The sequence below is a fragment of the Empedobacter sp. UBA7252 genome, assembly GCF_002472765.1.
GTDB lineage: Bacteria > Bacteroidota > Bacteroidia > Flavobacteriales > Weeksellaceae > Empedobacter > Empedobacter falsenii_B.
In genome coordinates this window covers 41,791-68,035 of the sequence record NZ_DKSQ01000076.1, presented here as the reverse complement: position 1 = coordinate 68,035, position 26,245 = coordinate 41,791, and the positions used below count along the sequence as shown (strand labels likewise).

Here is a 26,245-nt window from a genome sequence, read left to right as displayed (position 1 = left end):
CTATTATTTTAAAAAATGATATGCAATAAATGCAACTACATATGCCAAACCTGTCATAAACCCTGTCTGAATCAATGTCCATTTCCAAGAATTTGTTTCGCGTTTTACGATCGCAATTGTACTCATACATTGCATTGCGAATGCATAAAATAACAACAATGAAACTCCTGTAGCGAGGTTATATGCTGGTTCTCCTGTGTTTTGGTTGATCTCATTTTTCATACGATGAAGTAAACGATCTTTTTGACCATTGTCCTCTACATCAACTTCTCCTAAACTGTAAACCGTTGACATTGTTCCGACAAAAACTTCACGCGCAGCGAATGACGAAATCAAACCAATTCCCATCTTCCAATCGTATCCTAATGGCTCTACAACTGGCTCTATAACTGAACCTAATCTACCCAAATAAGAATGTTCTAATTTATAAGAAGCAATTTCATTTGCTAAATCTTCTTCATTCATTTTTGGATGATGAGCAGTTACAATTTCTTCTGCATTTCTGAATTGTTCTCCAGGTCCGAAAGTTCCTAAAACCCAAAGAATAATCGAAATTGCAAATATGATTTTACCCGCATCAACTAAAAATCCTAACGTTTTTTCCCAAACATTAATTCCAACATTTTTCCAATCAGGAAGTTTGTACGTTGGCATTTCTAAAATTAGGTAACTTTTATGTTTTGCTTTAATGATTAAATCCAATAAAATAGCACTTCCTAATGCGCCTAAAACACCTAAAATGTACATCACAAATAACGCCAAAGCTTGGTAACTTAATCCAAAAATATGTTCGTCGGGAATTACTAAAGCAATTAAAACGATGTAAATTGGTAAACGAGCCGAACACGTCATAAAAGGCGTTACAAGTATCGTTAATAGACGCTCTTTGTCATTTTCGATATTACGTGCAGACATGATTGCAGGAACGGCACAGGCAACTCCAGAAATTAACGGAACAACACTTTTTCCGCTTAATCCAAATGGTTTTAACCATCTGTCCATTAAATAAACCACGCGGCTCATGTAGCCCGTTTCTTCCATTATTGAAATGAATAAAAACAAAATGGCAATTTGCGGAACGAAAACGGCAATCCCTTCTATACCTGGGATTATTGCACCTCCAATGATTTCGTTGATAGGTCCTTCAGGTATTAAACTAATTGCTTTTTCGTCGATCCAACCAAATAAATCTTCGACCATTGTCATTAATGGTGCAGACCACGCATAAACAGCTTGAAAGATTAATAATAAAATTCCTAAAAAGATGATGTATCCAAAAACTGGATGAATCAATGTTTTATCAATTTTATCGGTTAAGGTTTCATTTCCGTCAAAATTATATGAAATAATATCGTTTAATTTTTCCTCTAAAATTTTATTTCGATCTAAGGCTTCTTTGACTTGTAATCGTTTCGAAACAATAGAATTTTCTTTTTTAATTGTATCTAATTTACTTAGATTTTCTTTCGATTCGAACGGAACTTCTTTCTGTGAAAGATATTGCCAAGCTAAATAATCAGATTTAAGATTAAATTCATTCTTGATTTTTTCTACAATAGAAAGATACTCTTTCGGAATTTCGTAATGACGATTATATGGAGTTGCGTCTTTTGTAAAAGCTTCTACTAATTCATCAATTCCTTCGCTTGTACGCGCGTTTGTTAAGTATATTTTTGTTTGAAGAAAATCTTCTAACTTTTTCAAATCAATATTAAGTCCCTTGCTTTTGATTTCATCTTTCATATTGATGACAAAAATTGCAGGAACGTCTAAATCTCGAACTTGTTGATACAACAAAATCGATCGTTTTAGATTAGATGGCTCACCAATAACAACTGCTAAATTTGGGTAATGACTATTGGTTTTGTCTCCTAAAGTTTTGAATACAATTTCTTCATCCAAAGAACTTGGATAAATTGTATACGTTCCGGGAAAATCTGTAATTTGGAATTTATTTCCATTTCGTTCTATTTTACCTTCGCGCTTTTCTACCGTCACACCAGGATAATTCCCAACTTTTTGACGAAGATTTGTTAATTTATTAAATAACGAAGTTTTACCAACATTTGGGTTACCAATTAAGGCAATTTTATAATGATTCATTATTTTTTTGTTATCAAAATTTTATCGGCTTCGTTTCTTCTTAAAGCTAAAACAGACTTATTAGAGATGATACTGATGCAAATAGGACCACCAAATGGAGCCTTATTTTTTACCAATAAACTTGTTCCAGGAATAAAGCCCATTTCATAAAACTTTGCAGGAATATCTTCGGTACTAAACCCTGTTACAACTGCTTGTTCGCCAATTTTTAAATCTTTTAAAGAATAATTTTCAATCATTTCTACCAATCTATCTATGAATTATCTCAAAGGCAAAGATACTTATTTTTAATTAATCCAAATAGAAGATATGTCATAGTTTTTTTATCTTTCTAATTAAATTTCAATGAATTCAAGTATCTAAATTCAAAATTTTGATTATCTTTGCACTCAATTTTCATTTATAAACATTAATTTATGTACGCAATTGTAGAGATAGCAGGGCTTCAATACAAAGTTGAAAAAGACCAACAATTGTTTGTAAACCGTTTAGCTGGTGAAGCAGGTGACGAAGTAAAATTCGACCGTGTTTTATTAACAGATAACGGAGCAATCACTGTCGGCGCCCCAGTTATAGACGGAGTTACCGTAGTAGCTAAAATCGTTGAACACGTGAAAGGAGACAAAGTAATCGTTTTCAAAAAGAAAAGAAGAAAAGGTTACCAAAAGTCTAACGGTCATCGTCAACAATTCACTAAAATTGAAGTAGCTTCAATCGGTTAAGATTGAGCTGAGATTAATTATTAACTCTTAAAAACAAAACGAAATGGCACATAAGAAAGGGGTCGGAAGTTCGAAAAATGGTCGTGAATCACATTCGAAACGTTTAGGTGTTAAAATTTTTGGTGGACAAGCAGCAATCGCTGGTAACATTATTGTTCGTCAAAGAGGTACTCAACATCATCCTGGTGATAATGTAGGAATCGGTAAAGATCACACATTATTCGCTTTAATTGACGGAAAAGTAGTTTTCACTAAAAAACGTAACGATAGATCTTACGTTTCAGTTGAACCATTATCTTAATTGATAATTCGACAGCGAAAATGCTAACAATATAAAAGCTCGAACTTATTACTTCGAGCTTTTTTTATGATTTTTATTCTTCTAAGTCTACAGCTCCTTTAGAGTATACTTCATCAGAATTTAAGTTTATGTTGAATCCTTTTTCAATTAACTTATCTCGAATTAATTTCCTTTTTCCCCAAGGATCAATAGATTGGATAATTCCTTTTTTATCAAAATAAAATGAATAATACAATGGATTACTCGTACCATGTTTACATTGGAAGGTATTTTCGTTTAAATTTAATTTCTTAGAATTTATTGGTTTTAAAAATTTATACCTTTTAAAATTAATGTCAGCAGAATCTATAATAGCAATTGTATAGTTTTTATACTCATATTGTTGAGTTTTCTCATTTGTGTTACAAGATCCTAAGTATGCCATAAAAGTAATTCCAACTCCAAATTCAGCATTATTAAAAAAAACTTTTCTATCAGGACTTTTTAATTTATCAAAACCTAGAATTAAATAAGAATTATTAGGATTAATACGTTCATTATGTTTTTCTCCTAATTCAATAAAAGTATCAACTGTTTTTTTTAGTTGTTTGCTCTTATAAGTAGAATTGAATGTTGATGAACATGAACAAAAAAATAGAATAAATGAAAGTAAAAAGTATTTCATAAGTGGTTAATTAATAGAACTAAATTACAACTTATTTCAACTAAAAAAGCATCCAATTTCTTGAATGCTTTTTGATTTTATTATTTTGAAGAGAAGCTGAAATGAAATCAGCTTGACACGTTTTGTTTTGATAATTCGTTAAGTCATCTGAACTCGTTTAAGGATCACATTTTTTAATTAGCGAATTATCTCATTAACCTATTCTTCTTCCGTTTCAACTCCCCAACCTTGTGCAGTTAATGGAACCATTTGCTCACTTCCACGAGTAATCAAATAGTTTTCTTCGTTTTTACCAGTTACATGACCAATTACCGTTAAATGTGGATTTCCTTTGATTTTTTCAAAATCTTTTTGATCAATTGTAAACAATAATTCGTAATCTTCTCCACCGCTTAAAGCACATGTGATTGGATTGATTTTGAATTCTTCGGCTGTGCGAATAACAACAGAATCTAACGGGATTTTTTCTTCGTATATATTAATTCCAACACCACTTTCTTTTGAGATATGAATAATTTCAGAAGATAATCCGTCCGAAATATCAATCATAGAAGTTGGTTTAACTTTCAACTCTTTCAAAAGATTGATAATATCCAAACGCGCTTCAGGTTTTAATTGACGTTCAATTAAATATGAATAATTTTCGAAATCTGGTTGATTATTAGGATTCACTTTTGAAACTTGCGCTTCGCGTTCCAAAACTTGCAAACCAAGAAAAGAAGCACCTAAATCTCCAGAAAGAACAACCAAATCATTTTCCTTCGCACCATTTCTATAAGTCAAATCTTTTTCTGGAGCCGAGCCAATTGCAGTCATACTCAAAACAAGTCCGCTAACAGAAGAAGTTGTATCGCCTCCCACAATATCGATATTGTATTTATCGCAAGCGTATTTCATTCCGTTGTAAATTTCGTCCACAGCTTCTATCGTAAAACGATTCGAAATTGCCATCGAAATCAACAATTGTTTTGGAATAGCATTCATCGCCAAAATATCACTAATTGCCGTCACAACCGCTTTGTACCCCAAGTGACGTAAAGGCATATACGACCAGCTAAAATTTACGCCTTCTACTAACATATCAGTAGAAACCACAATTTTCTCTTTTTTATAATCAAGAACAGCCGCATCGTCACCAATTCCTTTGATAGAACTTTCTAATTTGATTGGAAAACCTTCTTTGATTTGGTTAATTAAACCAAATTCTCCAATTTCGGCTAAACTTGTTTTTGAAACGTTTTTATCTTCTAACATGATTTTATTTTTGAGTAAAGATTGAAGGATCTATATTTTCTGAACGAAAAGGTAAATTGATAATGTCCTGTTTCGACATTGTTTTGACGGTTTGTCCTTCAAATGATTTTTTAATATTTTCTAACATTTCTGTTGGTGGTGCTTGCATTTTTCTTTTCGACATCGAAAACCAAACACCTGTCAATTCAGAATGGCAAAGATGTACACCATCTTGGTTATATAAATTATGAATAAATTGATAAATCATTCCATCTTCCGACATTCCACCAATTTCTACCGAAATATAAATTTCTTCACCTTCCATAGCTTCCTTAAAAAAAGAAAATTGTTCGTGCAAAATAGCTGGTCCAATTCCATATTCCTCCAAATTTTTCATCGAAATGCCATAATCTCTCAAAAAAGCAATACGTGCAAAACTTGTAAAATTCATATACGAAGCGTTCGCTAAATGGCGATTAGCATCCAAATCTGACCATCGAATAATGGTTTTTTGAAAATATTTATTATTCATGAATTGAAAAATTATTTAAGGTACAAAGTTACGGATTACTATTTATACGAAAATGATAATATTTTTAATCATCGTAAATAATAAAAAACAATAAGATTTAACATCAAATTAAAATATAGATATTTAATAATTTGTATCTTTAAAAAGCTATTAAACAGACAGATTATGAAAAAAATATTATTTCCAACAGATTTTTCAGAAACAGCAAATAATGCGTTTTTGTATGCGTTAAATTTAGCCGAAAATCAAAATGCAGAATTATATGTTTTGCATGCTTTTCAGTATCCAATGGTAAGTGGAGGAATCGATGCTGGTATTTTGCAAGATGTTTATAATACAATTGAATTAAATAATTTCGAGAATTTAAAAGATCATATTCCGTTCTTGAGAAAAATGGCTGAGGATAATGGTTTTGCAAATGTTGATTTGAAATTTTTCGTAAAAGAAGGAATGCTTTCGTTTGTATTGCCAACATTTATCGAAGATGAAAAAGTGGATTTTGTAGTAATGGGAACGACTGGAAATACAGGATTTGATAAAGTCCTTTTTGGTTCGAATACGATGAATGCAATAAAACATCTTAAAATTCCGGTATTGAGCGTGCCAAATGGTTACGAATTCAAAGGAATAAATAATATTGGATTTACGACAATTTTCCAAGATAAAGACCGCAAAGCCTTAGATTATTTAACCGAAATTGCTTATCGCTATAAAGCAAAAGTGCATTGCTTACACGTTTCGAAAGATGGAAATTACGATATTCCGACGCTTAATCATTGGAAAGAATATTATAAAGATGAACCTGTAGATTTTTTTATTTATACTGCGGATGAATCTGTAGATGCAGTTTTGGAATTTATTAAAGAAGAAAAAATTGATTTGTTGACAGTAGTTAGCCGTAACAAAGGCTTCTTCGAGAAATTATTTTCACCAAGTTTTACAAAGAAAATTTTGACACAACATAACGTGCCTTTGTTTGTTTTCCACGAATAAGATAATTTATACTGAATATACAAAAAGCTTAATCTGTAGAAATAGATTGAGCTTTTTTCGTGTTGAAATAAAATTATTCGTAACTTTTGAGTACAAAACACGAAAAGATGAAAAAAATATTGTTCCCGACAGATTTCTCAGAAACAGCTAATAACGCCTTTTTATATGCACTAAATCTTGCAAAAAGTATCGATGCACAAGTTTATGTGTTGCATGTTTACGAATTGCCAATGATTACAGGAAGTTTGAGTGCTGGATTGATTCAGAATGTATATGAAACGGTAGAATTAGGAAGTTTTGACAACTTCAAAGATAATATTCCGCAATTAAGACAAATAGCTGTTGAAAATGATTTGAATGAAATTCCAATCAAATTTATCTTAGAAGAAGGAAATTTCTTATATATTTTACGTGAAATTATTGGAGAAGAAAGCGTTGATTTTGTAGTGATGGGAACAGACGGAAATTCAGGAATAGAAAAAATGCTTTTCGGTTCGAATACGATAAATGCGATTACGTCGATGAAAGTTCCAATTCTTAGTATTCCGCATGGAATGTCTTTCAAAGGATTTAAGAATATTGGTTTTACTACTGTTTTTGATCAAAAAGATAAAGATGCATTGAAGTATTTGATCGAAATTGCAAATCGTCATCATGCAAAAATTCATTGCATGCACGTTTCGAAAGACGGAAAATTTAATCAACAAGCGATGAAAGATTGGCAAGATCAGTTTGCTGGAGATCCAATTGTATTTGAAGTTTATCATGATGCAGATCCTGTAAATGCGGTGTTGGATTTTATCAAGGAAAAACAAATAGATTTGTTGACGGTTGTAAGCCGCAATAAAGGGTTTTTTGATAAGATTTTTTCACCAGGATTTACAAAGAAAATTGCAAATAAAAATATTACACCTTTGTTCGTTTTTCATGAACAAAAAGTTTAGAAGGAGATGTGAAAACATTTCCTTTTTTTATCAAAAATTCTGTTAAAAATAAAACTTTACCTTTGTCTCGTGAAAAGAATAGCCATAGTAGGAGGTGGTGCCGCAGGATATTTTGTTGCTGCAAACCTTGGAAAAACTGTAGGACAACAAACTATATTGTTTGAACAAGCAAATTTACCGCTTCAAAAAGTACGCATTTCGGGCGGAGGAAGATGTAATGTTACGCATGCATGTTTTGATCCGCTTGATTTGGTCGAGTTTTATCCGCGTGGAAGAAAGGAATTATTAAGTGTTTTTTACACGTTTCAACCGGGTGATACAATGGCTTGGTTTGATGAGCGCGGAGTAGAATTGAAAATAGAAGACGATAACCGTATTTTTCCAGTTAGCGATTCTTCACTTTCGATTATAGAGGCTTTGACAAAAGCGGTTGATAAAAATAAAGTTCAGCTTAATTTCTCAGACGGTGTGCAAGAAATTAATAAAGTTGATGGTGGTTATGAATTGATAACAAAATCAGGAAAACATTTTTTCGAAACGGTGATTGTGACAACAGGAAGTACGCCTAAATTTTGGAAAAGTTTGAAAAATATAGGTTTGAAAATCGTTCAACCAGTTCCTTCTTTATTCACGTTTAATTGCAAAGATCCTCGAATTGAAGGATTGATGGGAATTTCTTTCGATAATGCTGAAGTCAAAATCAATCAACAAAAATTAGAAGAAGAAGGTCCGTTACTAATTACGCATTGGGGATTTAGTGGACCAGCGATTTTGAGATTATCGGCTTGGGGTGCTTTAAAATTGAATGAAAGCAATTATAAATTCGAAACTGAAATCAATTTTGTAAATCAATCTAAAGACGAAATCATTTCATTTTTGAATGATAAAAAACAAGTTGATGCTAAGAAAAATGTGCATAAAAATAATCCATTCGATTTTCCGAAGCGTTTTTGGTTTAGTATTCTGAGCTATTGTAATATAGATGAAAACAAGGTTTATGCAGATTTATCGAAAAAACACATCGAAGCAATTGCAATAGAATTGACGCAAGGAAAATACCAAATTAATGGAAAAAGTACGTTCAAAGATGAGTTTGTAACGGCAGGCGGTGTCGATTTGAAAGAAATTGATTTTCATTCGATGCAAGCAAAAAAAATCCCACAATTGTTTATGGCTGGAGAGGTTTTAAATATTGATGCTATAACAGGTGGATTCAATTTTCAGGCATGTTGGTCTGAAGGTTATATTATATCTGAAAAAATCAAAGAAATTTATCAATAGTGTATATTTTACACGAATGTTATTCTGGCTGAAAGCCTTAATAGTAAAGATTTTTTCAAAATTTATTATGTTAACATAACGTTATTATAAAATTATGTTATTTTTGTTTAAAGGAATTATTAAAAACGAACAAAAAATATGAAGAAAATTTTCTTAACCTTAGCATTAATCGGCTTATCTTCTTCTGCATTTGCAGGTGGATACCGAGTTGCTTTACAAGGAGTTCGCCAAGCAGCATTGGGGGGAACTTCTGCAACACAAACTCACGATGCGAGTGTTGCGTTTTATAATCCTGCAGGTTTAGCTTTTGTTGATAGTAAATTGAGTATTGCTGTCGGAGGTTTTGGTGTAAAAACTGACGTAAAATGGCAAGATCCAATGACGTTACAAAAAGCAGAAACAGATAGTAAATTAGGAACACCAATGTATTTGGCAGTTAGTTACAAGCCTGTAGATGATTTAGCAATTGGATTGAGTGTTACGACGCCTTTTGGTAGTTCGGTTACGTGGCCAGAAGATTGGCAAAACAAAGCAAATATTACACATATTGACTTGAAAGCATTCAATATTCAGCCAACGGTTGCATATCGTTTTTCTGACTGGTTTAGTTTGGGTGTAGGTTTCATTTATACACACGGAACAGCTAAATTAGAGAAAGTACAAACAGTTGCTGGAAATGATATTAAACTTAAATTAGAGGATAAAGATGCCCATGGTTTAGGATTTAATGTTGGAGCAATGTTCAAGCCAACAGATAAATTTGGAGTTGGAATTGCGTACCGTTCTAATGTAGATGTTTCTGCAAACAAAGGTGATGTTACATGGTCGAATGTTCCTTCTGGAATTGCATCTAATGTACCTTTTAATACAGATAAATGGAATACAACTTTACCATTACCATCAGAGTTTACATTTGGGATGTCATACAAAGTTTTACCACAATTAGAACTTTTTGGAGATGTAGTTTGGCAAAACTGGACACGTTACAAAAGTTTAGATATCAATTTATATAATGATGCTTCTAATACTTTCTACACATCATCTTCTACGAAAAACTGGAAAGACAATACATTATTCCGTTTTGGAGCTGAGTATACTTTCAGCGAGATGATTGTTGGACGTGTTGGTTATTATCACGATAAATCACCAGTGCCATCAGCTTATTGGTCATCAGAAACACCAAGTTCTAACTTAAATTCAGTTTCAGCTGGATTAGGATTTAGATTCGAGTCAGGATTTAATGTTGATTTATTTGGATCATATGTAAAAGGAGACGAAAGACATATTGATAATATTCAACAAAACTTCTCTGGAGATGTTAAAATGCGTGCTATAAACTTTGGTTTAGGCGTATCGTACAACTTAAAATAAGACAAAAATGAAACACTTAAATAAAATAGTATTAGTTGCATTAGCTGCTACGATGTTTAACTGTAGCGAAGATTTCGAACATCCAATTGAAGATATTCAAGTTTCTGCTGGTGAAGCAAACTTTTCTACATATATCGCATTAGGAAACTCGTTAACTTCTGGTTATAGAGATAATGCATTGTACAAATCTGGACAAGAAAATTCTTACCCAAACATGTTAGCTGGATTGATGAAAGCTGCAGGAGGAGGAGAATTTAAAATTCCATATATGTCAAATGATACAGGTGGATTTACTGATTTACCAGGTTTTCCAGGTAAATTGAATTTACAAATTGTAAATGGAGCTTTAACACCAGTTCCAAGTGCTGCGGGTGGAGCTTTAGATATCTTAGCAGATAAAGGAAAGTTTCAAAATATGGGAGTTCCAGGTGCTAAGTCTTATCATTTAGTTGCGCCAGGTTATGGAAATCCAGCAGGCTTAAAAACTGATCCAGCAACAGCGAATCCTTATTTTGTACGTTTTGCAAGTGGTGCGACAACTTCTGTAGTTGCAGATGCAGTTGCTCAAAAGCCAACATTTTTCTCTTATTGGATTGGGAACAATGATGTATTAGGTTATGCAACATCTGGAGGAGTTGGAGTAGATCATAATGAAACAAATAATGTTGATCCAAGAACTTATGGAAGTAATGATATTTCTAATGTAAATGTGGTAAAATCTACAATTAATGATGGATTAAAAGCATTAACATCGGTAGGAGCAAAAGGAGTTATTGCAAATATTCCTTCTGTAACATCTATTCCATATTTTACAACGGTTCCATACGCACCTTTATCACCAGCAAATCCAAGTTTTGCACCAATGATTGATGAATTGAATGCAACTTATGCAGGATTAAATCAAGTATTTGATGCAGTTGGTGCTTCAGAAAGAAAAATTTCTTTTTCTAAGACTGCTGCAAGTGCTGTAGTAATTAAAGATAAAGATTTAGCGGATTTATCAACAACGATTACTGCTGCATTAATTAAAGCAGGATATGATACTGGTACTGCAACTTTGTTTGGAATTACTTATGGACAAGCTCGTCAAGCAACAGCAAAAGATTTATTGGTTTTGACTTCTTCATCTGTAATTGGAAAAGTTGACACAAATAGAGTTGCAGAATTAATGAAGTTAGGGTTAACTCAAGAGAAAGCTGGTAAATTATCAGTAGTAGGTGTTAGTTATCCAATGACAGATAATTATGTATTAACAGCAAAAGAAACTGCGAAAGCAGAAGCAGCTGTAGTTAAATACAATGCAGCAATTGCGGAGTTAGCAACTGCTTATAATTTAGCTTTAGTTGATGCATATTCTGAAATGAAAAAATTAAGTTCTCAATCAGGGATTAAATATTACGGACAAACATATACAACAACTTTCGTTTCTGGTGGAGCGTTCTCATTAGATGGAGTTCACTTAACTGGAACTGGATATGCAATTGTCGCAAATATGTTTGCTGATGCAATCAACCAAAAATATCATTCAACTTTAAGACACGTTTACCCAGGAAATTATCCAGGTATTGCAATTCCTTAATTGAATGTTTAGATAACAAAAAAATCCGCTCATCGAGCGGATTTTTTATTATTTATGTTTTTTGAAATGATTATTTCAATTCTTCATTTCGCATAAATTCTTCTGCTTTTTCGACCATATTTTTCGATCCGCAAAAGAAAGGAATACGTTGGTGTAATTCTGTAGGTTCAATATCCATAATGCGTTGGAAACCGTCAGAAGCTTTTCCTCCTGCTTGTTCCGCGATAAAAGCCATCGGGTTGCATTCGTACAATAAACGTAATTTTCCGTTCGGATTATTTGTTCCAGAAGGATAAATATAAATTCCTCCTTTCAGCATGTTTCGGTGAAAATCTGAGCATAAAGAACCAATGTAACGAGAAGTGTACGGACGATCTTCCTCATCTGCCTGACAGTATTTGATGTAATTTTTAACCCCTTGAGGGAATTTTACATAATTACCTTCGTTAACTGAATAAATGTGTCCATCTTCTGGAATACACATATTTGGATGAGATAAATAGAACGTTCCGATTCCTGGGTTCAATGTAAATCCATTTACACCATTTCCTGTTGTATAAACTAACATTGTCGATGTTCCATAAATTACATATCCCGCAGCAACTTGCTTATTTCCTGGTTGTAAGAAATCTGCTTTTGTAACAGGTGTTCCAGGTTCAGAAACACGGTGGTAGATTGAGAAAATTGTTCCAACAGAAACATTTACGTCGATGTTTGATGAGCCATCAAGTGGATCAATCAACACAACATATTTACTGTTTTTTGAATTTTTTGAAGGTTGAATCGCGATAAAATCTTCGTTTTCTTCCGAAGCAATACCACAAACAACTTCGCGTTGCGACAACGTTTCGATAAACGTATCGTTTGCGAAAACATCTAATTTTTGTTGTTTTTCTCCTTGGACATTTTCATTTCCGAATTCGCCTAAGATATTTACAAGTCCTGCTTTGTTTACTTTATAATTAACAACTTTTGTAGCTAATTTAATAGAACTCAGTAATCTAGATAATTCTCCGGATGAGTAAATAAAATCTGCTTGATTTTCTATGATAAACTCTCCAAGAGTTTGATGAGAATTAGTATTCATAATTATGTTTTGCTGGTCAAATATCGGAATAATAACTCAATTTTATATCATTTCAAACGTTTGAAATTAATCTAAATACGTGAAAATCATCATTCAAATTTATTTTTTATTTTAATTAAAATCGGTCAACATATAAAGTGTAGTTTGGTTATATTTGCAAGTTAAATATTTACAAAAAAAAGTTTTTATAGAAATGAAAGTTTTCAAATTCGGTGGTGCTTCGGTGAAAGATGCAGCCGGCGTTAGAAATGTTGCGAGTTTATTGCAATCTGTTGGTTACGAAAATACATGTATCATTGTTTCTGCTATGGGCAAGACAACAAATGCATTGGAAGAGGTAGTCAAACGCTATTTTGAAAAACAAGATTTCGAAAAAACAATTAACGAAGTAAAAGAACAGCACATTGCTTTAGCGACAGAATTATTTGATAATCCAGCTGAGGTTTCTAACGAAATTTCGCAATTTTTTGATGATATTGTTTCGTTTTTAAGACGTAACAAATCACCAAATTATAGCTATGTGTATGATCAAGTGGTTTGTTGTGGAGAATTAATTTCGACAAAAATCATCAGTATGTATCTTAATTCGATACAAATTAATAACGAATGGTTAGATGTTCGCGATTATATCAAAACAGATAATACATATCGTGAAGGAAAAGTAAATTGGGCATTAACAGAAGAAAGTATTAAACGTTTACCAAACACAGGTTTGTTTATTACCCAAGGTTTCTTAGGTTCTGATCCTAACTTTTTCACAACAACTTTAGGGCGTGAAGGTTCAGATTATTCTGCGGCGATTTTTGCTTATTGTTTAAATGCGGATAACATGACGATTTGGAAAGATGTTCCTGGAGTTTTGAATGCTGATCCACGTTATTTTGATAATGCTGAGCTGTTAAATCATATTTCATATGAAGAAGCAATAGAGTTGGCGTATTATGGTGCATCTGTTATTCACCCGAAAACGTTACAGCCGCTTCAACAAAAAGAAATTCCTTTCTTCGTAAAATCATTTATTAATCCTACAGAAGCAGGAACAGAGGTAGCGAAAGGTCAACCATTAGATCCGAAAGTACCTTGTTTTATCCTAAAAAGAGAGCAACATTTGATTCGTTTATCAAGTAAAGATTTCTCTTTTATTACAGAAGATAAATTGAGCGGAATTTTCAATAAACTATATGATTATCAAATCAAAGTAAATTTGATGCAAAATTCAGCAATTTCATTATCTTTATGTTTGGAGGATAAATATGACAACTTAGAAAAGTTTGTTGCAGATATGAACGAAGAGTATAAAGTGCAAGAAGAAAACAATGTTTTATTGTACACAATTCGCCATTTTGATGCAGATTCTGACAAAGTTGTTTCAAAAGAAAAAGAATTATTGCGACAAACAGTACGCGAAACATTACAAATAGTTGTTAAAGCTTAAATGAGTTTAATCACGACACAAGATATCTATTCAGCTTCGGGTCTTTCTAAAATTGGTGTTTTAGGAAAACCTGTGGCTTGGGCATTGAAAAAAATTTTCAGTATAGATCAGTTAAACGATTTGTACAATCGTGGAAAGCATTTGCAATGCGAACCTTTTTTGGATTATTTGATTGATGATTTGGGAATGGATTACGAAATCCATGAAGAAGATTTAAAACGTATTCCAAAAGAAGGACCTTTTATTATTATTTCTAATCATCCGCTTGGAGCGTTGGATGGAATTATTTTGATGCATTTTATGTCAAAAATTCGTCCTGATTTCAAGGTAATGGGTAATTTTTTATTGCAAAAAATTAAACCATTAGAACCTATGATTATTCCAGTTAATCCTTTCGAAACACGTAAAGATGCATACAGTAGCCTTTCAGGAATGCGCGATGCATTAAAATTGTTAAGAGCTGGAGGTTGTTTAGGGATTTTTCCTGCGGGAGAAGTTTCTTATCGAGATGACGAAAGTAGAATTATTGACAGAGAATGGCAAGAATCAGCGATGAAGTTGATCAAAAAAGCGAAAGTTCCTGTTGTTCCAATGTTTTTTAGAGCGCGAAATAGTAATATTTTTTACCGTGTAGCGAAGATTCATCCAGATTTTCAAACGGCAATGTTGCCAGCTGAAATGATGAAGAAAAGAACACGACCAATTCAGATTCGTATTGGAAAACCAATTTTACAAAAACAACAAGACGAGCATGTGTCTATAGAAGATTATTCTGAGTTTTTGAGAAAGAAAACATACATGCTTTCGTCTTATTACAAACAAAAAAGAAGTTTAACTCAAGTATTGAAAAACCCTTCGAATATTGAGTTGAAAATGCCGAATTTACCAAGCTTATCTTCTTCTAGTAAAAAGGTTAAGCCGATTATTTCGGAAACAGCTTTAGACTTATTAATTCAAGATATTGAAACTTTACGAAAAGATGAACAAGCATTATTGTTTACAAATAATAATTACGAATGTTTCTTTTCTACAGCTCAACAAATTCCAAATATATTAAGGGAAATTGGTCGTTTACGCGAGATAACATTCCGTGCGATAGGTGAAGGTACAAATGATGAAATTGACCTTGATCGATTTGATAATCATTATCACCATTTATTTTTGTGGGATAAGGATACGAATAAAATTGTTGGAGCATATCGTATGGCGATTGGTTCGGAAGTGTATGAAAAATATGGAATTAATGGATTTTATGTTCATGAATTATTCAATTTTGATCCAGAAATTCATCCATTTTTCAAGAAATGTATCGAAATGGGACGTGCTTTCGTTTCAGCTGAATATCAACAAAAGCCGATGCCATTGTTCTTATTATGGAGAGGAATTGTGCATGTAACGTTGAGAAATCCAAATCAGAAATTTATTATTGGAGGAGTGAGTATTAGTAATCAGTTTTCTGATTTCTCAAAATCTTTGATGATCGAATTTATGAAATCTCATTATTACGATTCTACTGTAGCGCAGTATGTGAGAGCAAAAAATGAGTTTAAGGTTAAGCTGAAAGAGGAAGATAAAGAATTTATTTTCGATGAATCTGAAGCTGATTTGAATAAATTTGATAAGTTAATTGATGAGCTTGAGCCAAATATGTTGAGATTACCTGTTTTGATTAAGAAATACATCAAACAAAACGCAAAAGTGATTGCTTTCAATGTTGATCCAAAATTTAATGATGCAATTGATGGCTTAATGTATATTAGAGTTTCTGATATTCCAGAATCTACTGTTCGCCCTGTTTTAGAGGATATTCAAGCAGAACTTGATAAAAAAATACAATCAGGAAAATTTGACGGAAATCTACTTTAAGATTCATGATGAATTTATAACATAAAAAATGCGCTCAACCTAGTTGAGCGCATTTATATTTTAGCTTCGCTATAAATTATTTAGCAACTGCTGTAGAATCAGCTACTGGAGCAACTGCTGTAGAATCAGTTGGAGCAACTGCTGTAGAATCAACTGCTGTAGAATCGTTAGCTGCTGTAGCTAAAGAATCAACTGCTGGTGCTTCTTCTACTGGTGCTTCTTCAGTTTTCTCTCCACAAGATACTGCTCCTAATGATAAAGCTGCTACTGCAACTACTGCGAAAAATTTTTTCATCTTTTTAAATTTTAATCGATTAATTTGATATGTCAAAGTTAGAATGATTTTGACCTGATATAATAAAAAATGATTGTAATTATTTTGTAAAACATTTTTTATTTTACAAAATATAGAATTACAATTATTTAAACGTTTATATTTTCCGAAATTATAAAATTTATAAGACAAAAAAATCCTCAAATTCTATAATTTTGAGGATGATTTTTGACTTATTACAAGTGTTTATTTTAAAACTTGTGCTTCTAATTTGAATTTTTCGATTTTATTTGAAATTAAATCCAATCTCAAATTATGAATACTTCCGATATGCGAAGTCTGAAATTCTTTGTGTGGTATATATGTTCCATTTTCTACAGATAAACCAACTTCTTTGTAAGCATCACGGAAAGGTGTTCCATTCTTAATCGCTTCATTAATATTTTCAACGGTATAAATCGGATCATATTTATCCTGATTCATATAGTTATCTTTAATCTGAAGTTGAGGAATCGCAAATGTTAAGATGTCAATAATATTATCAAATTGCATCATTGGTTCGAATAATATTTCTTTCAATATTTGATAATCACGGTGATATCCACTTGGAAGATTATTGATCGTCATCATAATATCATTCGGCAACGCCTGAATTCTATTGCAATGCGCACGAGTTAACTCAAACACATCTGGGTTTTTCTTGTGCGGCATAATCGATGAACCTGTTGTCATTTCGTTTGGCAACTTCACAAAAGCTAAATCTTGTGAATTGTATAAAACCAAATCGTACGACATTTTAGACAACGTTCCACAAATCATTGCCAAAGCTGTTGCGACAGATTTTTCTGTTTTTCCACGAAGCATTTGTGCACCAACAGAAGAAACTAAGATTTCTGAAAAACCTAATTCTTGTGTTGTTTGCAAACGATCAATTGGGAAACTTGTTCCGAAACCTGCACCAGAACCCAAAGGATTTTGATCAGAAATTTTATATGCAGCCTCAAAAAAGTATAAATCCGTCAACAAACTTTCTGCATATGCCGAAAACCACATTCCAAAACTACTTGGCATTGCCGCCTGAAAATGTGTGTATCCTGGTAATTGATGATTCTTGAATTCGTCTGCTTTTTGTAAGAAAATCTCAATTAAATTGACAATTTTTTCAGTTGTATGTTTTAAATACTCTTTCTTAAAAAGTTGAATTGCAACCAAAACTTGATCATTTCGAGAACGTGCAACGTGAATTTTTTTTCCAGCATCGCCAGTTTTTTCAATTAAATAAGCTTCAATTTTTGAATGTATATCTTCGAAATTTTCGTCGACTTCGAAATTATTTTCCGCAATCAGAACCAAAACTTCATCCAAAGCAATTTGCAACGCATCATTTTCTTCATTGGTAATCAAACCTGTTTTTGCCAGCATATTTGCCTGCGCTTTCGACGCTAATGCATCGTATTTCGCAAGATGAGCATCTAATTCTCTGTCTTTTCCAACAGTAAATTTTTCGATTTTATCATTAATGGTAAAACCTTTATCCCAAAGTTTCATATCTATAATAATGAATTAAGGGCGCAAAGTTAGTAAAAAGTTGCATAATATCTCATTAAACTTGTATAATTATTAATATTCATAAATATTTATTCATATTGAATATTTTTGATTGTTTTTTGAGAATGTTTAGACGATTGATAGCATTTTGAAAGATTGATTATTGAATGTTTATTAATATTTCGAAATAATTCAATTTCGTAAAAAAATGACCCAAAAATTATGGAGTTGATATTTTAAGAACCTTTTAATTTTTAACTTCTATTTATTTACGTTTAAAACATTGTTAAAGTGAAATTTAGACCTTTTTTATAATAATTCTAAATTATTGAAATATAACTAAAATATATCATTCTTTGATGAAAAATCTTTACTATAAACGTAATTTTGTGTACCAATTTATAGCTAAACGCGTATTTGTTTAGATGATTGTTAATGTAAGTTTTAGAATAAAACTCTGACTCAAATGCTTATGAGTGTTGAGTTTGTGTGAGTTAAATTATTAAAAATTACCCTTCGAAAAAATTACATACTTAGTTTGTATTCTGATAACAGTGGTTACCTATGCCAAAAATGATTTTTGTTGAAAATAATTTTTGCATAAGATGTGACGATACAGCGAAGTGTTATTATATAATTCATTTTGATTGGATGAAATCAGGTGTAAGTAGCTTGGTTTTAAACAATCTTTAATATTAAAAAGAAAAGATAGATAATTATGAGTCTTTACCAAGAGTATCTTAACGAGATTGAAGAAAGAAAAGGTCAAGGTTTACATCCAAAACCAATTGATGGTGCAGAATTACTAAGTGAAATCATTAATCAAATTAAAGATGTTAACAACGAATACCGCGAGGATTCTGTTAAATTCTTTATCTATAACACGTTGCCAGGAACAACTTCTGCTGCAGGTGTAAAAGCAAAATTTTTAAAAGAGATTATTTTAGGAGAAGCAACAGTTGCTGAAATTACACCAACATTTGCATTCGAATTGTTATCTCACATGAAAGGAGGACCATCTATTGAGGTTCTTTTAGACTTAGCTTTAGGAAATGATGAAGCAATTGCAAAACAAGCTGCTGAAGTTTTAAAAACACAAGTTTTCTTATACGATGCAGATACAGCTCGTTTAGCTGATGCTTACAAAGCAGGAAATGCAATTGCAAAAGATATTTTAGAAAGTTATGCAAAAGCAGAGTTCTTTACAGAATTGCCAGCTGTTGCTGAAGAAATAAAAGTTGTGACTTACATTGCTGCTGAGGGTGATATTTCTACAGATTTATTATCTCCAGGTAACCAAGCACACTCTCGTTCTGATAGAGAATTACACGGGAAATGTATGATTACTCCTGAAGCTCAAGCTGAAATTAAAGCTTTACAAGCGAAACATCCAGACGCTTCAGTAATGTTAATCGCTGAAAAAGGTACAATGGGAGTTGGGTCTTCTCGTATGTCGGGTGTAAATAACGTGGCTTTATGGACAGGTAAACAAGCATCTCCATATATTCCATTCGTAAATATTGCTCCAATTGTAGCGGGTACAAATGGTATTTCTCCTATCTTCTTAACTACTGTTGATGTAACTGGTGGTATCGGTATCGATTTAAAAAACTGGACTAAAAAAGTTGACGCTAACGGAGAAGTTGTTCGTAACGAAAACGGTGACCCAATTTTAGAAGAAGTTTATTCAGTAGCAACAGGTACTGTATTAACTATCAATACAAGAGAGAAAAAGTTATACAACGGAGATCAAGAATTAATTGATATCTCTAAAGCTTTAACTCCACAAAAAATGGAATTTATCAAGGCTGGTGGTTCTTACGCTATCGTATTTGGTAAAAAAATCCAAACTTTCGCAGCTAAAACTTTAGGAATTGAAGCTCCTGTAGTTTTCGCTCCTTCAAAAGAAGTTTCTATCGAAGGACAAGGATTAACTGCTGTTGAAAAAATCTTCAACAAAAATGCAGTTGGTGTTGCAGATGGAAAAGTATTACACGCAGGTTCAGACGTTCGTGTTGAAGTTAATATCGTTGGTTCTCAAGATACAACTGGTTTAATGACTGTGCAAGAATTAGAGTCTATGGCTGCTACAGTTATTTCTCCAATTCTTGATGGTGCTTACCAATCTGGTTGTCATACTGCTTCTGTATGGGATAAAAAAGCGCAAGCTAACATCCCTAAATTAATGAAATTCATGAACGAATTTGGGGTAATCACAGCACGTGACCCTAAAGGTGAATATCATGCAATGACTGACGTTATTCACAAAGTTTTAAATGATATCACGATTGACGAATGGGCTATCATTATTGGTGGTGACTCACACACACGTATGTCAAAAGGTGTTGCTTTCGGTGCCGATTCAGGTACGGTAGCTTTAGCTTTAGCAACTGGTGAAGCGTCTATGCCAATTCCAGAATCTGTTAAAGTAACATTCAAAGGTGAAATGAAACCATTTATGGATTTCCGTGATGTGGTTCACGCTACTCAAGCTCAAATGTTAAAACAATTTGACGGTGAAAACGTATTCCAAGGACGTGTAATCGAGGTTCATATCGGAACTTTATTAGCTGACCAAGCCTTCACATTTACTGACTGGACTGCAGAAATGAAAGCGAAAGCTTCTATCTGTATTTCTCAAGATGATACCTTAATTGAATCTTTAGAAATTGCTAAATCTCGTATCCAAATCATGATTGATAAAGGTATGGATAACAAAAATGCAGTTTTACAAGGTTTAATCAACAAAGCAAACAAACGTATCGAGGAAATTAAATCTTGTGAAAAACCAGCTTTACAACCAGATGCTAACGCTAAATATTACGCTGAAGTAGTAATTGACTTAGATATTATCGAAGAGCCAATGATTGCCGATCCAGACGTGAATAATGCTGATGTTTCTAAACGTTATACACACGATACAATCCGCGATTTAACTTACTATGGTGGTGATAAACACGTAGATTTAGGTTTCGTAGGGTCTTGTATGGTACACAAAGACGATTTAAAAATCGTTTCTCAAATGTTACGTAATGTAGAAAAAGCAAATGGTAAAGTTGAGTTTAAAGCTCCTTTAGTTGTTGCGGCACCTACTTACAACATCATCGACGAATTAAAAGCAGAAGGTGATTGGGAAATGTTACAAAAATACTCAGGATTTGAGTTTAGCGACTTATTGCCAAAATCTACTGCACGTACAGAATACGAAAACATTATGTACTTAGAGCGTCCTGGTTGTAACCTTTGTATGGGGAACCAAGAAAAAGCAGAAAAAGGAGATACAGTAATGGCTACATCTACACGTTTATTCCAAGGTCGTGTGGTTGAGGACCGTGATGGTAAAAAAGGAGAATCTTTATTAGCATCAACTCCAGTAGTTGTTTTATCAGCGATTTTAGGACGTATTCCTTCTATCGAAGAGTACAAAACTGCAGTTGAAGGTATTAACTTAACAAAGTTTAAACCAATTTCAATGAACTAATTGTTTGTAGAAAATGATATAATAAAGGCTAACATTTCGGTGTTAGCCTTTTTTTGTGATAAATATATAATATTGCAAATAAATAAGTTAGAATTGTTTTAAATAAGATTATTAGCACGGTAAAGAGTTAGTAGTTTACAAATAATTCAGTATATTGGGGTATGTTTTTTGATAAATTAAAACCAATTAAATAAATCAATTATTATGGCATTTGATATAAATATGATTAAAGGCGTTTATGCAAAAATGCAAGAACGTGTAGATGCTGCGAAAGCCATCGTAGGTCGCCCTTTGACTTATTCAGAGAAAATTTTATATGCTCACTTGTTTGACGGAAAACCTACACAAGCGTATACAAGAGGAGAATCTTATGTAGATTTTGCGCCAGATCGTGTAGCAATGCAAGATGCAACTGCTCAAATGGCTTTGTTGCAATTTATGCAAGCTGGAAAAACCAAAACGGCTGTTCCTTCTACGGTTCACTGTGATCACTTGATTCAAGCTAAAGTTGGTGCAAAAACCGATCTACAAGAGGCAATCAATAAATCTTCAGAAGTATTTAATTTCTTAGAATCAGTTTCTAATAAATATGGAATTGGATTCTGGAAACCAGGAGCAGGAATTATTCACCAAGTAGTTTTAGAAAACTATGCATTTCCAGGAGGAATGATGATTGGTACCGATTCTCACACGCCAAATGCAGGTGGATTAGGAATGGTAGCAATTGGTGTTGGTGGTGCTGATGCTGTTGATGTAATGTCTGGAATGGCTTGGGAATTAAAAATGCCAAAATTAATCGGAGTTAAATTAACGGGTAAATTATCTGGTTGGGCTGCTCCAAAAGACGTTATTTTAGAAGTTGCTGGACGTTTAACTGTAAAAGGTGGAACAGGAGCAATTGTAGAGTATTTTGGAGAAGGAGCAGAGTCTTTATCTGCAACAGGTAAAGGAACAATTTGTAATATGGGTGCAGAAATTGGAGCAACAACTTCAATCTTCGCTTATGATGATGCTTCAGAAAGATATTTAAGAGCGACTGATCGTAATGATGTTGCTGATGCTGCAAATGCTCACAAATCTTATTTACGTTCTGATGATGAAGTTTATGCAAATCCAGAAAACTTCTATGATCAATTAATTGAAATTAACTTATCTGAATTAGAGCCTCGTTTGAATGGTCCTTTTACGCCAGATTTAATGACACCAGTTTCTAAAATGAAAGAAACTGCTGCAGCTAATGGTTGGCCTTTAGATGTAGAATGGGGATTAATAGGGTCTTGTACAAACTCTTCTTACGAAGATTTAACACGTGCAGCTTCGATTGCGCAACAAGCTTTAGATAAAGGTTTAGAAGTGAAATCATCTTTTGGAATTAATCCTGGTTCTGAGGTAGTTCGTTATACTGCGGATCGTGATGGTTTATTAAAAACTTTCGAGGATTTAGATGCGGTTATCTTTACAAATGCTTGTGGACCTTGTATTGGTCAATGGGATCGTGAAGGTGCGGATAAAGAAGAAAAAAATACAATCGTTCATTCATTCAACCGTAATTTCAAAAAACGTGCGGACGGAAATCCAAATACATATGCTTTCGTAACATCGCCTGAAATGGTTGCGGCGATTGCAATTTCTGGACGTTTAGATTTTAATCCATTAACAGATAAATTAATCAATAAATTTGGTGAAGAAGTAATGTTAGATGCTCCAAAAGGAGAGGAATTACCAACAAAAGGTTATGCTTATGAAGATAATGGATATCAAGCACCTGTAGAAGATGGTTCTCGTGTAGAAGTGATCGTAAATCCAAATTCTGAGCGTTTACAATTATTAGAAGGTTTCAAACCTTGGAATGGTGAAAATATTACTGGAGCTAAATTATTAATCAAAGCATTTGGTAAATGTACAACTGACCATATTTCTATGGCTGGACCTTGGTTACGTTTCCGTGGACACTTAGATAATATTTCGAATAATACATTGATTGGTGCCGTAAATGCATTCAACCAAGAAACAAATTCAGTTAAAAATCAATTAACAGGAGAATACGGACCAGTTCCAGATACTGCACGTGCATATAAAGCGGCAGGTGTACCTTCTGTAATTGTTGGTGACGAAAACTATGGAGAAGGTTCTTCTCGTGAGCATGCGGCGATGCAACCACGTCATTTAGGAGCTGTTGCAGTTTTAGTACGTTCTTTTGCACGTATCCACGAAACAAATCTTAAAAAGCAAGGAATGTTAGCGTTGACATTTGCTGACAAAGCAGATTATGATAAAGTACAAGAAGATGATACAATCAACTTTATTGATTTAACGGAATTTGCGCCAGAAAAACCTTTAACAATCGAGTTTGTTCATGCAGATGGATCTAAAGATTTAGTTGTAGCAAATCATACATACAATACACAACAAATTGAATGGTTCAAAGCTGGTTCAGCATTAAATTTAATTAAAGCGCAACAAGCGTAATAATTATTTCAACATAAAAAGTAAAAGCCGATGTATTTCTACATCGGCTTTTTTTAATTGAAAATATTTTTTAATATATTATTAACATTTAAAAATTAAAACTAAAAAAACCTCAATCAAATGATTGAGGTTTTAAGCAGTGGTGCCTCCAGGAATCGAACCAGGGACACAAGGATTTTCAGTCCTTTGCTCTACCAACTGAGCTAAGGCACCGCCTTAATTGTGATGCAAATATAGAGCGAAAATCTGTTCTACCAAACATTATTTAAAATATTTTTTAGACGAAAAAGCTATCTTGTTCATTTACCGAGAAATAAATTTTAAAATATTTTTATCTTTGCAAAAAAAGAGCGGTTTTAATATTTTAATAGAGATTTAACAACTCATTTTTGCAATCTAATTTTTACAATTCGCAACAAATCATCATATTTGCGTCTTAGAATTCTATTATACATTCATAATGAAGTGGATTATTTGTAGTTTATCACTATTTAGCGTGGTAACAATAAAAGCTCAGTCAATATCAGTTTCACCTTATTCGGCATACGGAGTAGGGGAGCAATTGTTTGATAATAATACTGAACAAGCTGGTATGGGCGGTATCTCAACGGTTCCTACGAATCCTTTTGGACAAAGTGCGAATTTTTCGAATCCGGCGGCAAACCAAAACTTGCGTATGACAACTTTCAATGCAAGTGGAAGTGGAACTAATTATAATTTCAAATCTGGAACAGATAAAGAAAATGCAGGTCGTTTCAATGTTTCTAATATTTCATTGGCTTTTCCAGTTGGTGAAAAAGGAAGTTTCGGAGTTGGTTTTCAACCTTACACAGCGTTGGGATATGATATTATGAATACTTCTGAGATAAATAATATCAAACAAACTGTACAGATGAAAGGTGATGGAGGGTTAAATAGTCTTCATGCTTTTTATTCAAGAAATCTTTCAAAAGGATTTTCTTTAGGTTTGCGTGTTAATTATCTTTTCGGAGAGTTGCAACGTAACGAGATTTTAGCTGTAGATGGAGCAAGTTTAGCTGTAGATTATAGCGATAAATCGAACTATCGTGGTGCTCAATTTACGTTAGGATCTATGTATACGAAGAAAATTGGAAAAAATAACAATTTAAACATTGGTGCTACTTATACATTAGGAACTGAGTTAAGAACAGATGTTACAGATCTTACAACTTCTTACACATATATCGGAACAACACAATCTTCTGTAGATACAATTTCTATTATTAGAATTGATAAAGGAAAAACTAAGATTCCACAACAATTTACTTTAGGAGCATCATATTCTAAAGATAATACGTGGTCGTTAGCTGTAGAAGCGAAATATAATAATTGGAACGATTTCTCTCAACCATTAGAAGGTCAAAATACTACAATGTCTTCTGCAGTAGATTACAAAAATAATGTACGTTTGGCAGTTGGAGGATATTGGATTCCAGATTATAACAGTTACAAAAGTTATTTTAATCGTGTAACGTATCGCGCTGGTATGTATTATCAATCAGCTCAGTATTCTATTCACGGAACAGATATTAATGCTTATGGAGCAACTTTAGGTTTTGGATTTCCAATTGGAAAACAAAATGATGGTTCTATGATGAATATTTCGTTAGAGTACGGACAAAAAGGAAAAACAACAAACAACTTAATCAAAGAAAATTATTTCGGAGTTAAAGTTGGATTTGATATTAACGATATTTGGTTTAGAAAAAGAGTTATTGACTAATTTTGGACAAACAAAAATTGTATAAAAAAGCAAACGAAAAATTTTTAATTAAACCGAGTATTGTATTTGGTCTGATTAGCGTTTTCGTTTTGCTTTTTTCTTGTAAAAAAGAACTTCCACCTATCAGTAAAAAGAAGGTAGAATTCCCAACACGAACACTTATCAATGCAAATATTATCAACAAAGATTCTGGAAGAATTTCGGGTAATTTGCGTTCTCCTTTGATTGAAATATACGAAACGGTAGATTCTCCTTACACGATTTTTAGAAAAGGTTTAAACCTTGATTTTTATCAAAAAGGAAGCGTAAAACCAGGTTATTTTCAAGCAGATTGGGGAAGATTAAGTGATGTAACAGGAATCTACGAAGGTAGAGGAAATGTAATTATCGTAAATGAGAAAGGTGATTCGTTGAAAAGCGAGCAATTATTTTGGAATAAGAAAAATAAAACAGTTTATACATCGAAAGAAGTTTACTTAATTAGCAAGGAAGGCGATTCGTTAACAGCGAAAAACGGTTTGCAAGCTACTGACGATTTAGAAACCTATACTTTATTCAATAATCAAGGATTTAAGTATGTTGATGATAATCAAAAATTCTAAAGAGCGTTAAAAAAAT

General features: G+C 32.8%; 21 protein-coding genes and 1 tRNA gene. 13 read left to right on the top strand and 9 right to left on the bottom strand.

Features of this window, described 5'->3' with window-relative positions:
- Positions 1-3: 3 nt before the first annotated feature.
- Both feoB and B2X73_RS10920 read right to left on the bottom strand, forming a co-directional pair.
- Positions 4-2,103 (bottom strand): ferrous iron transport protein B, encoded by a 2,100-nt coding sequence (gene feoB / locus B2X73_RS10925; protein ID WP_286495452.1) that lies wholly within the window; start codon positions 2,101-2,103, stop codon positions 4-6.
- Positions 2,103-2,342 (bottom strand): FeoA family protein, encoded by a 240-nt coding sequence (locus B2X73_RS10920; protein ID WP_114998322.1) that lies wholly within the window; start codon positions 2,340-2,342, stop codon positions 2,103-2,105. The genes feoB and B2X73_RS10920 overlap by 1 nt, the downstream gene beginning before the upstream one ends.
- Positions 2,343-2,519: 177 nt before the next feature.
- Here B2X73_RS10920 and rplU point away from each other — a divergent pair, with 177 nt between their 5' ends.
- Positions 2,520-2,825 (top strand): 50S ribosomal protein L21, encoded by a 306-nt coding sequence (gene rplU / locus B2X73_RS10915; protein ID WP_019975660.1) that lies wholly within the window; start codon positions 2,520-2,522, stop codon positions 2,823-2,825.
- A gap of 43 nt (positions 2,826-2,868) precedes the next feature.
- Positions 2,869-3,126, top strand: a complete 258-nt coding sequence (gene rpmA / locus B2X73_RS10910) for a 50S ribosomal protein L27 (protein WP_038334883.1) — start codon at positions 2,869-2,871, stop codon at positions 3,124-3,126.
- Between the two features lie 73 nt (positions 3,127-3,199).
- On the opposite strand, the gene B2X73_RS10905 is transcribed toward rpmA, so the two are convergent.
- The 3 genes from B2X73_RS10905 to B2X73_RS10895 all read right to left on the bottom strand — a co-directional run bounded on the left by B2X73_RS10905 (position 3,200) and on the right by B2X73_RS10895 (position 5,555).
- Positions 3,200-3,790: a hypothetical protein gene (locus B2X73_RS10905; protein WP_038334889.1), complete on the bottom strand. Its 591-nt coding sequence runs from the start codon at positions 3,788-3,790 to the stop codon at positions 3,200-3,202.
- 198 nt (positions 3,791-3,988) lie between these two features.
- Entirely contained in the window at positions 3,989-5,044 is a 1,056-nt protein-coding gene (thiL, locus tag B2X73_RS10900) for a thiamine-phosphate kinase (protein ID WP_125349928.1), read from the bottom strand.
- A gap of 4 nt (positions 5,045-5,048) precedes the next feature.
- On the bottom strand, positions 5,049-5,555 hold the full coding sequence (locus tag B2X73_RS10895; RefSeq protein WP_114998316.1) for an acyl-CoA thioesterase: 507 nt from the start codon (positions 5,553-5,555) through the stop codon (positions 5,049-5,051).
- A 165-nt stretch (positions 5,556-5,720) separates the two neighbouring features.
- On the opposite strand from B2X73_RS10895, the gene B2X73_RS10890 reads away from it, so the two are divergent.
- The 5 genes from B2X73_RS10890 to B2X73_RS10870 all read left to right on the top strand — a co-directional run bounded on the left by B2X73_RS10890 (position 5,721) and on the right by B2X73_RS10870 (position 11,723).
- Positions 5,721-6,548 (top strand): universal stress protein, encoded by an 828-nt coding sequence (locus B2X73_RS10890; protein ID WP_114998314.1) that lies wholly within the window; start codon positions 5,721-5,723, stop codon positions 6,546-6,548.
- 107 nt (positions 6,549-6,655) lie between these two features.
- Complete coding sequence (locus tag B2X73_RS10885; RefSeq protein ID WP_291046264.1) at positions 6,656-7,492, top strand: universal stress protein; 837 nt, start codon at positions 6,656-6,658, stop codon at positions 7,490-7,492.
- Positions 7,493-7,561: 69 nt separating this feature from the next.
- Positions 7,562-8,773, top strand: coding sequence for an NAD(P)/FAD-dependent oxidoreductase (locus tag B2X73_RS10880; RefSeq protein WP_286495449.1), 1,212 nt, complete (start codon positions 7,562-7,564; stop codon positions 8,771-8,773).
- A 138-nt stretch (positions 8,774-8,911) separates the two neighbouring features.
- Positions 8,912-10,144 (top strand): OmpP1/FadL family transporter, encoded by a 1,233-nt coding sequence (locus B2X73_RS10875; protein ID WP_221854422.1) that lies wholly within the window; start codon positions 8,912-8,914, stop codon positions 10,142-10,144.
- Between the two features lie 7 nt (positions 10,145-10,151).
- Positions 10,152-11,723 carry a G-D-S-L family lipolytic protein gene (locus tag B2X73_RS10870; RefSeq protein WP_286495448.1) on the top strand — a complete coding sequence of 524 codons (1,572 nt, stop codon included), beginning with the start codon at positions 10,152-10,154 and terminating at the stop codon, positions 11,721-11,723.
- A 70-nt stretch (positions 11,724-11,793) separates the two neighbouring features.
- On the opposite strand, the gene fbp is transcribed toward B2X73_RS10870, so the two are convergent.
- Complete coding sequence (fbp, locus tag B2X73_RS10865; RefSeq protein ID WP_114998305.1) at positions 11,794-12,810, bottom strand: class 1 fructose-bisphosphatase; 1,017 nt, start codon at positions 12,808-12,810, stop codon at positions 11,794-11,796.
- Between the two features lie 193 nt (positions 12,811-13,003).
- On the opposite strand from fbp, the gene B2X73_RS10860 reads away from it, so the two are divergent.
- Positions 13,004-14,245 carry an aspartate kinase gene (locus B2X73_RS10860; protein WP_219034269.1) on the top strand — a complete coding sequence of 414 codons (1,242 nt, stop codon included), beginning with the start codon at positions 13,004-13,006 and terminating at the stop codon, positions 14,243-14,245.
- Positions 14,246-16,111, top strand: coding sequence for a GNAT family N-acyltransferase (locus B2X73_RS10855; protein WP_219034268.1), 1,866 nt, complete (start codon positions 14,246-14,248; stop codon positions 16,109-16,111).
- A gap of 76 nt (positions 16,112-16,187) precedes the next feature.
- On the opposite strand, the gene B2X73_RS10850 is transcribed toward B2X73_RS10855, so the two are convergent.
- Both B2X73_RS10850 and argH read right to left on the bottom strand, forming a co-directional pair.
- Positions 16,188-16,406 (bottom strand): hypothetical protein, encoded by a 219-nt coding sequence (locus B2X73_RS10850; protein WP_219034267.1) that lies wholly within the window; start codon positions 16,404-16,406, stop codon positions 16,188-16,190.
- Positions 16,407-16,631: 225 nt separating this feature from the next.
- Positions 16,632-17,933, bottom strand: coding sequence for an argininosuccinate lyase (gene argH, locus B2X73_RS10845; RefSeq protein WP_219034266.1), 1,302 nt, complete (start codon positions 17,931-17,933; stop codon positions 16,632-16,634).
- A 718-nt stretch (positions 17,934-18,651) separates the two neighbouring features.
- On the opposite strand from argH, the gene B2X73_RS10840 reads away from it, so the two are divergent.
- Together B2X73_RS10840 and B2X73_RS10835 are read left to right on the top strand one after the other, a co-directional pair.
- Positions 18,652-21,414 (top strand): bifunctional aconitate hydratase 2/2-methylisocitrate dehydratase, encoded by a 2,763-nt coding sequence (locus B2X73_RS10840; protein WP_286495447.1) that lies wholly within the window; start codon positions 18,652-18,654, stop codon positions 21,412-21,414.
- Between the two features lie 204 nt (positions 21,415-21,618).
- Positions 21,619-23,883 carry an aconitate hydratase gene (locus B2X73_RS10835; protein ID WP_125349916.1) on the top strand — a complete coding sequence of 755 codons (2,265 nt, stop codon included), beginning with the start codon at positions 21,619-21,621 and terminating at the stop codon, positions 23,881-23,883.
- A gap of 140 nt (positions 23,884-24,023) precedes the next feature.
- Here the strand turns inward: B2X73_RS10835 and B2X73_RS10830 are convergent.
- Positions 24,024-24,096 (bottom strand) — tRNA-Phe (locus tag B2X73_RS10830).
- A gap of 247 nt (positions 24,097-24,343) precedes the next feature.
- On the opposite strand from B2X73_RS10830, the gene B2X73_RS10825 reads away from it, so the two are divergent.
- Together B2X73_RS10825 and lptC are read left to right on the top strand one after the other, a co-directional pair.
- Positions 24,344-25,627, top strand: a complete 1,284-nt coding sequence (locus B2X73_RS10825; RefSeq protein ID WP_286495446.1) for an OmpP1/FadL family transporter — start codon at positions 24,344-24,346, stop codon at positions 25,625-25,627.
- 17 nt (positions 25,628-25,644) lie between these two features.
- Entirely contained in the window at positions 25,645-26,229 is a 585-nt protein-coding gene (gene lptC, locus B2X73_RS10820; protein WP_286495445.1) for an LPS export ABC transporter periplasmic protein LptC, read from the top strand.
- Positions 26,230-26,245: the final 16 nt, after the last annotated feature.